Annotated in this window: 13 protein-coding genes; 7 read left to right on the top strand and 6 right to left on the bottom strand. The window is 36.9% G+C overall.

Annotated elements, in window-relative coordinates:
• Positions 1-236: 236 nt before the first annotated feature.
• The 3 genes from BWI92_RS23335 to BWI92_RS23325 form a co-directional block, all read right to left on the bottom strand.
• Positions 237-902, bottom strand: coding sequence for an HAD family phosphatase (locus BWI92_RS23335; protein WP_095167379.1), 666 nt, complete (start codon positions 900-902; stop codon positions 237-239).
• A gap of 218 nt (positions 903-1,120) precedes the next feature.
• Positions 1,121-2,290: a PLP-dependent aspartate aminotransferase family protein gene (locus tag BWI92_RS23330; RefSeq protein ID WP_095167377.1), complete on the bottom strand. Its 1,170-nt coding sequence runs from the start codon at positions 2,288-2,290 to the stop codon at positions 1,121-1,123.
• A 154-nt stretch (positions 2,291-2,444) separates the two neighbouring features.
• Complete coding sequence (locus BWI92_RS23325; protein WP_095167375.1) at positions 2,445-3,788, bottom strand: APC family permease; 1,344 nt, start codon at positions 3,786-3,788, stop codon at positions 2,445-2,447.
• Positions 3,789-4,274: 486 nt separating this feature from the next.
• On the opposite strand from BWI92_RS23325, the gene BWI92_RS28380 reads away from it, so the two are divergent.
• The 4 genes from BWI92_RS28380 to BWI92_RS23310 all read left to right on the top strand — a co-directional run bounded on the left by BWI92_RS28380 (position 4,275) and on the right by BWI92_RS23310 (position 7,842).
• Positions 4,275-4,490, top strand: coding sequence for a hypothetical protein (locus BWI92_RS28380; protein ID WP_229363502.1), 216 nt, complete (start codon positions 4,275-4,277; stop codon positions 4,488-4,490).
• Positions 4,487-5,218, top strand: coding sequence for a CorA family divalent cation transporter (locus BWI92_RS23320; RefSeq protein ID WP_229363500.1), 732 nt, complete (start codon positions 4,487-4,489; stop codon positions 5,216-5,218). The genes BWI92_RS28380 and BWI92_RS23320 overlap by 4 nt, the downstream gene beginning before the upstream one ends.
• Before the next feature lie 89 nt (positions 5,219-5,307).
• Entirely contained in the window at positions 5,308-6,063 is a 756-nt protein-coding gene (locus BWI92_RS23315; RefSeq protein WP_095167372.1) for a DUF4241 domain-containing protein, read from the top strand.
• A 705-nt stretch (positions 6,064-6,768) separates the two neighbouring features.
• Positions 6,769-7,842 carry a mechanosensitive ion channel family protein gene (locus BWI92_RS23310; RefSeq protein ID WP_095167370.1) on the top strand — a complete coding sequence of 358 codons (1,074 nt, stop codon included), beginning with the start codon at positions 6,769-6,771 and terminating at the stop codon, positions 7,840-7,842.
• A gap of 294 nt (positions 7,843-8,136) precedes the next feature.
• Here BWI92_RS23310 and BWI92_RS23305 read toward each other — a convergent pair whose 3' ends face one another.
• Positions 8,137-9,501: an HAD-IB family phosphatase gene (locus tag BWI92_RS23305; RefSeq protein WP_095167368.1), complete on the bottom strand. Its 1,365-nt coding sequence runs from the start codon at positions 9,499-9,501 to the stop codon at positions 8,137-8,139.
• A 303-nt stretch (positions 9,502-9,804) separates the two neighbouring features.
• Here BWI92_RS23305 and BWI92_RS23300 point away from each other — a divergent pair, with 303 nt between their 5' ends.
• From BWI92_RS23300 to BWI92_RS23290, 3 genes are all read left to right on the top strand, one after another.
• The gene (locus BWI92_RS23300) at positions 9,805-10,497 is read left to right on the top strand and encodes a hypothetical protein (protein ID WP_141234896.1); all 693 of its coding nucleotides are present in this window, start codon (positions 9,805-9,807) and stop codon (positions 10,495-10,497) included.
• 315 nt (positions 10,498-10,812) lie between these two features.
• Positions 10,813-12,216, top strand: a complete 1,404-nt coding sequence (gene fumC, locus BWI92_RS23295) for a class II fumarate hydratase (protein WP_095167364.1) — start codon at positions 10,813-10,815, stop codon at positions 12,214-12,216.
• Positions 12,217-12,404: 188 nt separating this feature from the next.
• On the top strand, positions 12,405-13,235 hold the full coding sequence (locus BWI92_RS23290; protein WP_095167362.1) for an inositol oxygenase family protein: 831 nt from the start codon (positions 12,405-12,407) through the stop codon (positions 13,233-13,235).
• A gap of 532 nt (positions 13,236-13,767) precedes the next feature.
• Here the strand turns inward: BWI92_RS23290 and BWI92_RS23285 are convergent.
• On the bottom strand, positions 13,768-14,103 hold the full coding sequence (locus BWI92_RS23285; RefSeq protein ID WP_095167360.1) for a helix-turn-helix domain-containing protein: 336 nt from the start codon (positions 14,101-14,103) through the stop codon (positions 13,768-13,770).
• 461 nt (positions 14,104-14,564) lie between these two features.
• A complete protein-coding gene (locus tag BWI92_RS28375) occupies positions 14,565-15,386 on the bottom strand; it encodes a universal stress protein (protein ID WP_095167358.1) in 822 nt (273 codons plus the stop codon).
• Positions 15,387-15,402 lie beyond the last annotated feature (16 nt).

The raw sequence follows: 15,402 nt of genomic DNA, 5'->3' as shown, positions 1-15,402 counted from the left end.
GACTACAACCTTCTGCTTATTAAAAACAGGCGGTAAAACTTCGTTTTTAACCGCCTGTTTTGATTAAAGCCATTTCAACATTTTCGTCATGGGTGAATAAATTCACCCACTAAGTGGAATTGTTGGTCGAGGGCTGGTTATGTTATTATCTTTAACGCTAACCAATTATTAGATTTTCAAAATTCTAAATCGTCTGATTCTCCAATCCTAGAACTTTCAAATTTTCAAATCTAGAATTATTCCACACCCAACAACTCCACTAAAGTATCGTAGCTGATGGTCGTAAAATCCGGTGCTTGTAGGTGCGTATGAGCTAGCTCTTCAGCGGTATGTGAGGTTGTGATACCGATTACTTTCATTCCCGCACTCAAACCAGCTTGGATTCCTTGCATAGCGTCTTCTGCTACTACACAATGTTCGATTGGTACACCTAATTTTTCGGCTGCTTTCAAATAAATATCTGGCGCTGGTTTGCCATGTTTTACCATCGAAGCATCCACAATTTCATCAAAATAATGACGAATGCCTGCGTTATCTAAGGTAAAATCGACATTGGCAGGAGGAGCAGAAGTACCAACAGCCAATTTCACACCTTTAGCTTTCAATGATTCCAAAAGCTCCACCAAGCCATTAGCAGGTTTGATATGTGGCAAATAAATTGAGCGATAAATGACTTCTTTTTCTTCGTTTAGGGCATGTGCCAATTCTGGTTCTACCTCACGTTTGAAGAAATAGTTCATGGTATCTTGTGCGTTTTTACCATTCAAATTTTGAAAAAACTCCTCACGATTTAAAGGAATGTTTTTATCGGCACAAAACTCCAACCATGCTGTTACATGAAACTCAAGGTTATCAACTAAAACCCCGTCCATGTCAAAAATAAATGCAATTTGTGTACTCATAGAGATAGGGATAAGTTTGTCGTAGCAAAGCATTATCCATTATTGAAAAATAGTTTTTAAGCGTGAATCAGTAATTGCACACAGTTAGATTTAAGTTGTGGCTTTAGGAGTTAGGTAAAGAGTTTCAACATGTTTTTTAACAATAAGCTTTTTTCCAAAGCCCACAGCCGAAAACCTATACCTGAAAGCCTGAGGCTCAATAATTATTTTTTTGTGTACTAGCTTATCACCTCTAAGGCTTGGTTTAAATCCTCCTGAAGCTCCTCAACACTTTCTAAGCCAATATACAAGCGCACCATACGATGCTCCTCATTGTTTGAATCATAATTTTCTGGACGAATTCCTGCTGCCTTGGGCATCACTAAAGATTCATGTCCACCCCAGCTAACAGCCAACAAAAAATGTTTGAGTCCTGTCGCAAATTGCTCAATTTGCTCATACGATACAGGTGGCAGCACAATAGTTAGTAACCCGCAAGCACCAGTCATTTGTTTACGAGCCAATTCGTACTGAGGAAAATCGGTATCGAAAGGAAATATCACTTTTGCGATTTTCGGGTGATTTTTCAAAAATGGCAACAAAGCCATCGTGCTTTCAGTAATATGCTTCAAACGGATAGGCAAAGTTCGCAAGCCACGCAACAAAAGCCAAGCATTAAATGGAGAAAGACTTGTTCCTGAATTGGAAAGTTCTGAATCAAATATCTTTTTCAACCGAACCTTCGAGCCAGTAATTACACCCGCAACAGTATCCGAATGCCCTGATATATACTTAGTTGCCGAATGCAAACACAAGTCAATCCCGTAAGCATGAGGATTCTGAAAAAGCGGTGTACAATAACTGTTGTCTATAATAGTAGTAATGCCTCTGGCACGAGCAAAGTTCCCAACCGCCTCTAAATCCTGCAACTCAAAACTAAACGAATTAGGTGATTCGAGATAAATCAGGGTGGTGTTTTCTTGCAAAGCCTCTTCAAAATTGCAGATATCTCTACCGTCTACATAGGTATGTGTGATATTGAATTTTGGCAATACAACCTCAAACATATTTCGAGCCCAAGAATAGGGCTGGCGAACCGAAATAATGTGATCTCCAGCTTTGACATTTGCCAAAATCGAACAAAAAATAGCCGAACTCCCAGAGTTAGTCACCAGCGCATCTTCAGCACCTTGCAAGGCAGCTAATTTGAGCCTGAGCATATCTACCGTAGGATTTTTGGCTTTAGTATAAATATAATCGCCAGCATATTCGTCTTCAAAAGTTGAGCGCATACTAGCAAAATCCTTAAACGCAAAATTAGAGGTTTGCATAATTGGCGGAGAAACAGCCTGATAATACAAATCACGCTCCTCGCCAAGTTGGTTGATAATTAAAGAAATGTCTTCCATAAGTTTTGTTTTTGAGGCACTTGTCACATCATGAATATCCCCGCTTTTAATGATAACTTTACTCTTTATATCATTTTTGTGCCTTTGTGCCTTTGTGCCTTTGTGCCTTTGTGCCTTTGTGCCTTTGTGCCTTTGTGCCTTTGTGCCTTGTACGCTACATCTTCAAATTATCCATTGCTTTTTTCAGAATATAATACAGCGGTAACCCACCTAAAAATAGACCGATAGCTGTTGGTAAATTCTCCTTATTCTCGACCAATGAACTGATTGCCACGATGGTATATATCATAATAAAAATGACAGGAAAAAGGACTTTCCCAAAACCAATCGTATAGGTTTCGCCTAGTATTTCTTTGCTCTTTTTTCTTAGTAAAAAAATTGTTGCTGCCGAGGTAATCATACCTACAGAGTCGCAAAACATTACATAGTTTAATAATTCTTTAAAGGAATCTGCAAAAAAGAGGAATAGCACCAAAAACGAAGCAAAAACTGTCAAAGCAAATTCCTGTACTTGTGATTTATCATTTTGTTTTTTGAAAGCCTGCGGCAAAACGCCATCTTCTGCCATCGCAAAATACACCCTTGGATTAGTCAGCATAGCAGAGTTTACAAAAGTTAGCACCGAAATAAAAAGCAATACCGAAGTAAATTTGAAGCCTATTTCCCCAAAGAAAACCTTCGCCAAATCAGCCGTTAATGATTTTGACTGCGCAATACCTTCTATTCCTAAAACTTTGTAATAGGCAAAGTTGATAGCCAAATACAAAAACATGACCAAGCTACAACCAATAAAAATTCCCTTAGGTGTATTACGTACAGGATTTTCGATGTCAGTACCAAAGTTGATAGTTTGTTGATAACCTCCGTAGGTAAAAAAGATAGGAATAAAGCTCACTGCCAAGGCTTTGAGATAATCGGTAAACTGCCAAGCCTCTTGGCTAATAGCAAAATTAGTGTGACTTACAGGAGCAGGGTGACCAGCAAAAATAGTCAGGATTAATAATGCCATAAGTACCATTTTGATCATCGACAATAGATTTTGCGTTTGAGCAGAAAGTCTAATGCCCACAAAATTGATGATATACAAAATGACAATCGTTGAGATCGAAGTGATTTTTATTCCCATCGGATTCTGAAGCGAGGCTGGCATAATGATAGGATTGATGTACTCAGCCCCCACAATAGCAACAATAGAGGTTGCGCCCGCATTGGAAATTACTAACATCCAGTTGACCATAAAGGCAAAAGCTGGGTGATAGCAATACGAAAATATTTTGTAAAAACCGCCTTTTACGGCATATCTCGACCCAATTTCGGCATAGGTAAGTCCTCCGAAAAAGCTAACGACTCCGCCCAGTATCCAAGCTAGAAAAAAGATTGTAGGGCTTTGTGCAGATTTGGCTACTTCGACTGGATTACGGAAAATTCCCATTCCAATAATGAGACTTACCACCAGCATGGTGGTATCAAACAGATTTAATTTATTCTTTGCAGACATAGTTTGAGGATGAGCGTACGACGAGTACTAGGGTTAATTTAGTTTGGTTTAGGTAAAGTATAACCAGTCTTATCTTACCGAAGAGCTCAAAAAGTTTTGGATTCTCCATACTCCGAGGTTTTGACTTGTTGTTTTACACATGAAAAAGAAATTTACTAAATTCTCTTCAAAAAGAGAATAGCCCAAAAGTTGAGTGAATGGTATATATAAATTAAGCGCAATACCATTTTTTATAATCAACTAACACACAATAACTTACCACAAAATGAAGCTTTGTGAAGTTTTAAAAAGATAGGATTTTTCTGAGTTGATACCCTACAGTACCCTCCAAAAACCCGTATATTGCTTGTATTAATGTAGGATGTTTTATATTTTCAGAAGCTCATTAGTAGCTAACCTAAATCATAAACTATATCTCGGTTGTCTAAATGCAACGAGTGTTGAACAAGTCTTGGATATGACTCCAACGCCAAAACAACTACTGACATGGTAAGAATCTTTTATAAGGAGAAAAAACAAATCAGAAAGGAAAACGACGTGAGAATGCTCTCGCAAATTCCGAATGTGATTTGGGTGGACTTGCAATCGCCAAGTCCCGAAGAGGAAGAATGGATAGAAAGCAAATGCCAAGTTAGTTTTCAGACTCCGCAAGAAATTGTGGAGATTGAAAGTAGTGCCCGTTTTTTGAACAGGGCGATATGATGGTAGCCAACTCCAATTTTTCTAAAATAGACCAGCATGGCTATCATAGTTATCCTGTTTCGTTTTTGATAAAAAATACTACTTTATTTACCTATCGTCAGGGCGATTCAAAAACTTTTGCTGATACTGTAAAAAAGATGCGTGTATATGTAGAACCTTTTGAGACTGGTATTGATATTTTCTTGTTATTGCTCGAAACACGCATCGAAGCCGATGCCGATTTGCTGGAAAATATGTCACGAGAAATTACCAATATCAGTAAATCACTTTCCAACGAAAAAAAGCCAAAACAAGAAATACTACTCAAAATCAACACTTTACAAGAAAACTCTATGATGCTTCGTGAAAGTATTATCGACAAACAGCGTGTATTGTCGAGTATTCAACGAAGTAGATTATTTCCAGAAAGTTACCGTGAAAGATTAAGGATTGTGTTGAAAGATATTAGTTCCTTGACGGAATATACCACTTTCAATTTTGAGCGTTTGGAGTATCTTCAAGATACATTTACAGGTTTGATCAACCTCGAACAAAACCAGATTATTAAAATCTTTACAGTTGTAACCATCGTTTTCCTCCCTCCTACGCTCATCGCTGGGATTTTCGGAATGAATTATCAAGTCATGCCAACCATTTTGCATCCCTATGGTTTTTATTTGGCATTGATTTTAATGATGCTTTCATCTACCGCAGTACTGTGGTTTTTTAAACGCAAACACTGGATTTAGGGAATCAAGAAACAACCATTTCGGATGTGGGATGTGGGCAGCCATTAGATAAAACCGAAACTATCGACAAACTGACTTAATAATTACCAATGGGACTACTTGACAAATTTTTCGGGAGGACCGAACATGATGTACAGAATAAGAAAGTCAAACAAACAATTTTTGACGAAGAAATAGAGTTTGACTATTCAGACTTTGAAAATCTAAAAACCAACAAAAATTATGATAGATTTTTCGCTGGAAATCTTAAATTAACAAGTGGACAAATCATTTCCGCTGACCCAGTGTTTCGAGAATTAGGACTTCCTCAATCTTGGACAGTAAAGCCAGACGAATATCCCGTTTACCTTTACATTGGAATTGATGATGGTTATGAGGGTTATAGCGGACGAGTTGCTTATGCAGAACTAAACTTCAAAGACGAAATTCCAGTTTCTTGGGAACTGTCACTAATCTCGGAAACTTTATTAGCAGACGATTTTGAGAAAAAAATGAATGGAATGTTTCCAGTTGAAAACGGACTTGGCTGTTTTGCAGACTACGAAACTTGGAAGTTATACAATCAAGAAATTGCTGATTTTGACACAAAAAACAAGGAAGGTAATTTTTACAGGGATGTCTTGGAAAGTCATTTTAAAGAAAATGCAAATATACCAGCGAGTTCAAGAGGAGAAGACTGGATAAATTACACACCGTCAAATGCAAATGCCAACATAATAATGTTTGGTTCTGGTTGGGGAGACGGTTTATATTCTCGGTACGTTGGACTTGACAAAAACGGACAACCAATAAAACTAATTATTGACTTTATTCAACTAACTGACGAAGAGGACGAAGAAGAATAACGGCTACCAACATGGGGTTGTGGCAAGTGGGGCGAACGAAATAAACCTCAACCTTTGGAACTTATCCGCACCTTAGTGTCGGCTATCGGAAACCCATTTCCAAATCGTAAGCAACTCAAAAACAACTATTTACACCACAATACATTCAAGCAAAGGTATTTCAAATTCCACATCTGACCAAAAGTCCTATTCGTTGGATTTCGGAAGTGTAAGCTTCTATTTTTATGACAAATAAAGGCATTTTAGTTTATTTCCATAATCAGCAATCCCAAATCTACAATTGTATAAAAATGCGCTAAATTATTGATTTGGGGCTTTTTTAAATAAAGCCCTGAAGGTTTTCTATCATTAGACAATCTAATTCGATTCTAATTATTTATTAATTGGACTTTAAGTCTGGCGTATTTCCTTTGTATCATCAAACGTAAAGAAGTATAACGCTAAGTAGTGTCTAGTATTTTTAGAACAAGTTTACCATAAACTTGATAACAATACATATTTCGAAGCTTATTTCGGTGTAAAAAGCTTTATTCATCACAAAAAATGATGTTCAATTCAAAAGACAGCATTCAAAACCAATCACTCCTACTTATTAAAAAACTTTTCCACTATTTTATCGTATATATTTTATCTCAGGTAAATACTTGAGTCTAATTTTTTATTCTTCAATCTATCGCTTTTCTACTCAAGCGAACAATTTTTAACATGATGATACAATCAAACTGGATTATAATAGTATTTCTTTTAGGCTGGATTTGTGCTGGTGTGGGTATTGCCAAAGCAGTTCAGACCATTTGGCGAGGACGTGTAAAGGCAGCTTATGGCAACTTTGATACTATTCACTCAGAGGCGAGTTTCAATGATATTTTATTGGTAAGTATCCACAACAATATTGTGCCCTTACTTGCAGCTATTTTCTTGGAAATGGGTGTGGAATATTACAACACGGAGTTAGGACATTATCAAATCTATGCAGGCAGAATAGCTCATATTTTTTTAATTTTTAGTATTGCCAAAGCCTGTGCCAATTTTTTCACCAGCTTGGCGAATCAAAAAATGCCTCAAGTAAATGGGTCTGTGCCAACGTCCTCTATCATTACTAATATCATTCGAGTAGCCATTTATATTGGTGCATTAGTAATGATTTTACAAAGCGTTGGCGTATCAGTCGCACCAGCACTTACCGCACTGGGAGTCAGTGGATTGGCTGTAGCCTTGGCGCTACAAGACACCTTATCAAACCTTTTTGCAGGTTTGCAGTTATTAGTGTCAAAGAAGATTCGTCCGCAAGATTATGTACAGCTTTCGACAGGCGAAGAAGGCTTTATTGAAGATATTACTTGGCGAAATACCACCATTAGAACAATCTCTAACCATATTGTGATTGTTCCCAATTCGAAGATTTCGACCAATGCTCTCAAAAATTATAATTTCCCTGATACCGAAACTCCCGCAACAGTCAGCATTGGCATCTCATACGATTCTGATTTGGAATATGTAGAAAAAATTGCCATCGAAGTCGCACAAGCCACCATGAGTCGATTGGAAGGAGCAGTAGAGAATTTTACTCCAATAGTAAGATTTAATTCTTTTGATGATTCATCGATTAAAATGACCGTGATTATGAGAGCCAAAACTTTCAGCGACCAGTTCCTAATCAAACATGAGTTTATAAAAGATATTCATAAGAAATTCAGAGAAGAAGCTATAGAAATTCCATTCCCAATTAGAACGATGATTATGAAAACACCACAAGAAATGGTAGTGAATGAGGAATAGAAGAAGCTTTACGATTGTGGATTGAAGATTGAGGTTTTCGGAGATATGGAAAAATACTGTTATCCAAACTCCGCACTCAAAATTCATTACTAGAACGATTTATTACCTTCCACTAAATATAGAGTGCTCCCCGCTTTGGGGAGCATTTCTTGTTTATGATAGTACTGCACGAAGGATTGTAAGCAATTTGGGATTTTTGATTTCGGAAATAAAGTAAAATACCTCTATTTTTTACAAAACATAAAAGATTACACTTCCGAAATCAGCAATCCTAAATCCACAATAGTTCATAATCTACTCTACATACGCGAGCATAGGTTCAAAACTTCTTTCTCGAAGCACCACATCGGCTACTAATTCTAACGCAGGATGGCTGGCACAAAATGAAAACCCTAAGCCTGCCTTTTGAACCATACACATATCGTTCTCGCCATCTCCAATCACCATTATTTCATCGAGCGTCAATCCCAAAGCAGCTGACACGTAAGAAATTACATGGCTTTTGCAATAATCGTGTTTACACTTGGCTTCGTGGTGTCTGAAAAAAGCCGAAGGAATTTTAACTTCACCAGTCGTATTCCCTCTCCAAAACTCTAGATCATTGGCCATCGTAAAATCCAATTGAAATCGGTGCATTAGGTGATTCGTTACCAAACTATAACTGTCACTCACAATCCCGATTATACAACCTCTTTGTTTCAATGCCTGCACTGTTTGTTCAAAATCTGGCGTTATCGGAATCATGTCTAACACCTCGATAATTTCAGCAATCGTATGTCCTTTCATCAATTTGGCAATCTCCTTGGTTCTAATGACAGGGTTGACATACTCAAGGGCAATTTTCCGAAGGGCTTTTTCAAAACCAAAATGGCGTGCCGCAGTTTGAATAAAACTATCCGATAAAATGGTCCTATCCATGTCAAATACCACCACCTTATGCTTGAGTGCGGGATTCAGCTCTGCTCGAAGCCCACCAATTACCGACTGATGTGGAACGGCATGATAAGTCGTATCTGCTTCGGCACGGTTCATAATAGCACGGGTGACTTCTTTGGCCATATTTCCTAAGGATTGCAATGGCTTCATTTTATTTTCGACATAGCCAATATTTACCTCGGCAATTCTGGCATTAGCTTGGTACATATCTATGAGCAAGCCAATATCTACACCATAATCATTTTCAAAAACAATATTTTCCAAAAAGCTTCTTTTCCCTGAAACTATCCCACTGAGTGGTTGCGAAAATTGATTTAACTCTGGAAAATAAATATCTAATAAGGGCTTTGCCAGCAACTCGGTTACACGGCCAGCCTGCCTATCAAAGCATGATTTCACAAAATCAATATTTCCTTCCATCAGAGGATTCGCCATCAAATCAACGATATCTTCAGGATAGGTTGGAATATCGGCGTCGAGAAAAACCAAATAATCACCTGTAGCCAACCTGACTCCCTCTTGCATAGATATTCCTTTTCCCTTTTCTGCACTCCCAATCACGCAGGCACCAGATAACAATGCTACAGAAACTGTATTATCAGTTGAATCATCATCAATTACCAATACTTCTTTTGTTAATTTAGAGTTAAAGGCTTTTCTTATTACCTCCGAAATAGTTACCTCCTCATTCCACGCAGGAATGATCACACTTATATTTTTCATAAATCATTCATTTTAAGTGACATAAAACTGTTTCCTCAAAATGTCGATTTTACATTACATTCAGCTTACATAGGTATTAGAATCCCCTTAAAGCTACAGTGCTATACAATTCTAATAAATTTCTAATCTTTTACTAATGATTTGCTGATACTTGGCTTGTAAGTTTGTAATGAAAAAAACTATTGTCTAAACTTCTAAATTTAGAGTAGTTTTTAAAACGATTACACTTTTACAAATAAACACAATTGCCTATGATTGAAGCGTTTACTATTCTTTACTTAAAATATATTAAAATTTAAGCTTATGAATATTAAACGAACAGTCTTTGCTTGTGTCCTATTTATAGGAATATCTATCAGTAATCTAAGTTTTAGTCAAAAAGTGACCGAAAGTATGTATGAGGGAAAGCCCGTACTTACTTCGAGTACAAAAGGTGATAAAAAAAGCCTTTTAAAAGCATGGTGCGAGTATTTAGAAAATAGTTATCATGCAAAAACTAAGCGCAGAAGCAATAAAGTTATCGCCGACAACGTTGTTTTTAGTGATATTACTACTGCTACTGTAAATAGTATATTATATGTTGAAGAAAGTAGAGTGGAGAAAGGAATATTTAATGTATATTTGTATACAAACTCAGTAAGTGAAAAAACCTCGAGTCAAACCTATACTCCAGAGGAAGTTTTGAAGCTTTCAAGCAATTTAGAAAACTTCTTATCACGCTACCAGTACAATTACCTTTCTGGTCTTTTGCAAGAAGACAGTAAGTCTTTAGATAAAAGTCAGAAAAGTCTCAACAAACTCCTAATCGCAAACACAAAACTTGAAAAACGCATTGAGCGTTCATTGCGAAGCATTGCCAAATCGCAAGAACAAGTAGATGCTGACAAGAAATCAATAGAAGAAAACAAAGCTAAAGTGGCTGATTTGCAGCAACAAATCAACCAACAACGCTCAAAGATATTGAACCTCGAGCAAACTCGAGATCAGAAGAACTAATTTAGTTAAGGTGAAAAAAGTGGAACACCACTCTCTTGTTTTTAATTAAGCAAGAGTTATAATCCCAGGTAAATATATGGTTACCTGGGATTTTTGTTTATTCAAATATAGGGATTTTCTACTAAGTAAAAACATTTGATAAGTAGTTTTTTTGTAAAACATCCCGAAAAACACCCCTCTTGTCGTACCTATCGATTTTTACCACAAAAAAATAAAAATCATTCTCATTCAACTCATTTGTAGTGTACCTTTGCGTGATTTATTCTTCCTATAACGCAAGTTTAGCGAAACCAATTACCAATTCTCAATTTGACAATGGAATATAGAATAGAAAAAGACACGATGGGTAAGGTGCAAGTGCCTGCCAACGTTTACTGGGGAGCTCAGACCCAACGTTCAATCATGAATTTCCCGATTGCTCAGGACATCAACAAGATGCCGAAGGAAATCATCAAGGCTTTTGCATACCTAAAAAAAGCAGCAGCGTTTGCTAACTTCGACGCTGGTGTATTGCCTGAAGAGAAAAAAAACCTTATCGCTCAAGTATGTGATGAGATTCTTGAAGGTAAATTAGATGACCAATTCCCATTAGTGGTTTGGCAAACTGGTTCGGGTACTCAATCAAACATGAACTGCAACGAGGTAATCGCTTACCGTGCTCACGTAGTAAATGGTGGTTCATTGCTTGACGAACAAAAATTTGTTCATCCGAACGACGATGTAAACAAGTCACAATCTTCAAATGATACTTTCCCAACTGCAATGCACATTGCAGCTTACAAAATCTTGTTGGAAGTAACCATTCCGGGTATCAAAACACTTCGCGATACACTAGATGCTAAAGCTAAGGCTTTCAAAGATGTTGTAAAAATTGGTCGTACTCACTTCATGGACGCAACTCCTTTGACTTTAGGTCAAGAGTTTTCTGGTTATGTATCTCAGTTAGATCATGGCTTGCGTGCTATCAACAACACTTTGGCTCACTTATCAGAGTTGGCTTTGGGTGGTACTGCCGTTGGTACAGGTATCAATACACCAAAAGGTTATGATGTAAACGTAGCTAAACACATTGCTGACCTAACAGGTTTGCCATTTGTGACTGCTGAAAATAAATTCGAAGCTTTGGCAGCTCACGATGCTATCGTTGAAGCACATGGTGCTTTGAAAACTGTAGCAGCTAGCTTGATGAAAATTGGTAACGATATTCGTATGTTGTCTTCGGGGCCTCGTTCGGGTATTGGCGAAATCTACATCCCAGACAACGAGCCAGGTTCTTCAATTATGCCAGGAAAAGTAAACCCTACTCAATGCGAAGCTATGACAATGGTGGCTGCTCAGGTAATGGGTAACGACGTAGCTATCAACATTGGTGGTTCAATGGGTCATTTTGAATTGAACGTATTCAAACCAGTAATGATTTATAACTTCTTGCACTCAGCTCGTTTGATTGGTGATGTTTGTGTTGCCTTCAATGACAAGTGTGCTTTGGGTATTGAGCCATTACACGAAAATATCAAAAAACACGTAAACAACTCGTTGATGTTGGTAACTGCTTTGAACACAAAGATTGGTTATTACAAAGCTGCTGAGATTGCTCAAACAGCTCACAAAAACGGTTCAACTTTGAAAGAAACGGCTATTGCTTTAGGTTACCTAACTGCTGAAGAATTTGACCAGTGGGTAAAACCTGAAAACATGGTTGGCGAAATCAACGTGTAATCCAATTTCATGGTATTTTTCTAAGAAAAGCCTCAAATCAAGTATGGTTTGGGGCTTTTTATTTGTACTTTATTTTGAAATCGATTTCACGAAATATTTCATGATTTTTCAAAATTTCTTCAGTAGCTTAGTATCAAATATTCCTTTTCGATGAAAAATAGGTAAATAAACAAGAAAAATATCATACCATGGAAGATGTATTAGTGAAAGAAAAATCTGAGTTTCGTAACTACGACCAAGGCGACATTACTGCTGCCGTAAAAGAGCACTATCGCAAAATGCGCACCAGACAAACTTACGATTACGTACAGGCAATGAAAAAGAAATACCTTACTTTCGACAAGCCTATGCACTTGTGGGAAGCTATGGAAAAGTTGAATGCCTTGATTGACGTAAGTGACCCAGATTTGAATTTACCTAACGTACAACATTTGCTTCAATCGGCAGAAGGTATGCGTGCTGAAGGTCGCCCAGACTGGATGCAGTTGGTTGGTTTGATTCATGACCTTGGCAAAGCTATGTACCTTTGGGGCTCAGACGAAGATGGTACTTCACAAGCAGAACAATGGGGCTTGGTTGGTGATGTTTTTGTAGTAGGCTGTCGCTTCCCTGATTCTTGTGTTTATCCTGAGTTCAACGAATTGAATCCAGACATGCACGACGAAAGATATAATACTGAGTTAGGTGTATATGAAGAAGGTTGTGGGCTTGACAACTTACATTTGGCGTGGGGACACGATGAGTATTTGTTTCAAGTTTTGCAAAACCATAAAGACAATACGATCCCAGAGGCAGGTATGGCAATGGTACGTTACCACTCGTTTTATCCTTGGCATACAGGAGGTAGTTATACAAAACTACTAAGTAAAAAAGACGAGCAATACAAAGAATGGATTAAGGATTTCAATCAGTACGACTTATATACTAAATGTCCAAAAATCTATAACCTTGACGAAATGAAAGAATACTATTTGCCAATTGCAGAAAAGTATCTTGGTTCAGGCCCGATTTATTGGTAATAGGTTAAAAAACGTTAACGGTTAATGGTATATTCGTTATTTGAAAGTTCTTATAATCAACAACATACCGACAGATACATTATTAATTTAACCTCAGTTAAGTGTTAAGTGTGCTTTAGGCAACAGGCACTAGGCAAAGAGTTTAACGTGTTTTTTTAACTACAGATATCTTTTTGCCGAAAGCTAAAACCTTAAATTTTATTTTGCATACTAATTGAAGTAGTAAGAAAAATAAAATTGATAATATATCTGCGGTATAGTGATAGTATACTTCAGATTATGAGTTTATTTTGATAACAGATATACAGTTAACGAATAACTTCTTTTTACTCAAAACTAATAGCATTTTCCGTTTTTACAACTAACACCCAATTTGCTATTTTGTCTAAAACCACAAAAAGCCAAACAATGTATATTGTTTGGCTTTTTATATGATTGGCTGACTTACAAGGATATACGTCTTTTAAGCAGCTTTCTTTCTAATATGGCAGTAACCGAAGGTTTTCTTTCTTATGAAGAAAAATTGCTTGGATTAAACCTCGCTTTCGGTCAACTTAGCTAATAACTTGGCTTGCAATTCTATAATCTTGCGTTGCATATCCAAAACCTCTTCGGTTTTCAACACAACATATCCTGCCTGTGTTTCTTGTACGTCAGAAATATTTTGGATTTCAGATTCACCCATCAAATAAGCTACAGTCACGTTTAGAGTACGTGCCATGCGTATTAATTGTGAGTATTTTGCATCGTTTCGATTGAGAATGGCATGAAGTGTTGCCTCTGTAATATTAGATTGAATAGCTAATTGAAGAAGAGTCATCCCCCTCTCAGCGATTAGTACCCTGATTCTATCTTCAACTCGTTTCATAGTGCGTTGTGTGTTTTCATTAATAAAGTTTTAAGATAAGTATAATAAGAATTCGGAATTAAAGAATGACTATTTTATTAGTGGTGAAAAATAATCAGTTACGTATTGTTATCTCTTAATATCTCAATCTCCCATTTGAACTATTTACCTAATTAGTCTTAGGGAAAAGTAGCTTGTATTTTTCATACGTTGGCGAACACAAATATAAAAAAAAATATTATCAAGCGAGACTTGCTTAACAAAAAAGGATATATGTAATTACATATATTTTTATACAATTCTAAGAGTTTTTAAAAATACAAGAATACATTGACAAAATCAGGCAAAGCGATGCTTTATCATTTGTTAATTAATGAATTAATAAAAAACGGTTTTGAGAAACTAGTTTCTCAAAACCGTTTTAGCAATTTTAAATAATAGTGGAAATGGTATAATGGGTATTCTAAGGGTTATTAGACTGATTATGAAAGCGTCATGATTGGTATATCAGAGTGATTGACTACATCCTCGGCAATACTTCCTTTAAACCAATGTGCCAAACCAGTGCGTCCGTGTGTGTACATAAGGATTAAATCTGCTTTGATTTGATGCGCACTATCCAAAATTCCTTCTTCGACATTGGCACCATCCCAAATCTCAAAATGGTAATTTTTTAATTTGAGTTTCGAAGCTACCTTCTTCATATCCTCCTTCAGTGCATCATAATTGATTTGTCGCATGGCGGTGTCGACATATACAAAATGATACTCTATTTCGGGCATATTCAACCATTTAAAAGCTTTTTTCATAAAGTCAGTATTTTCCATATCGGTTGCTACTAATACTTTTTGAATATGGTATTCCTCTTGATTTCCTTTGATGACCAATACTGGGCAATTAGCATGACGCACGACAGATTCAGCATGTGAGCCCCCAAACATTTCTTTAATGCCTGTAGCGCCTGTAGAACCCATCACAATCAAATCTGCGTGATGCTTAAGTAAAGTCGATTCGAAGTTTTCAACACTTTCTTCTACTACCGCTTTAATTTTCAAGCCCAAAAACTTAGGGTTAGTAATTAGTCCATCTAATTCTTTTTGAGCATCGTCCAAAACACCTTTCCAAGCTGTATCAAAAGGAACCGCCACACCCATCGAATAATACGTTCCTAAACTTGCTGAAGGAAATATTTTGACTTGTAACAAGGTAATCTCAGCACCATTGTTTCTTGCCAAATCGGCAGCGACATCTAATGCTTTTAAAGAAATTTCACTAAGGTCGGTTGGCACAAGAATCTTTTTCATAGCTGTATTGTGTTTT

Origin of the sequence: Flectobacillus sp. BAB-3569 (assembly GCF_002270355.1) — a bacterium.
Classification (GTDB): Bacteria; Bacteroidota; Bacteroidia; order Cytophagales; family Spirosomataceae; genus Flectobacillus; species Flectobacillus roseus.
Note: the sequence above shows the minus strand (reverse complement) of the source record. Positions and strands in the feature narration are given on the sequence as shown.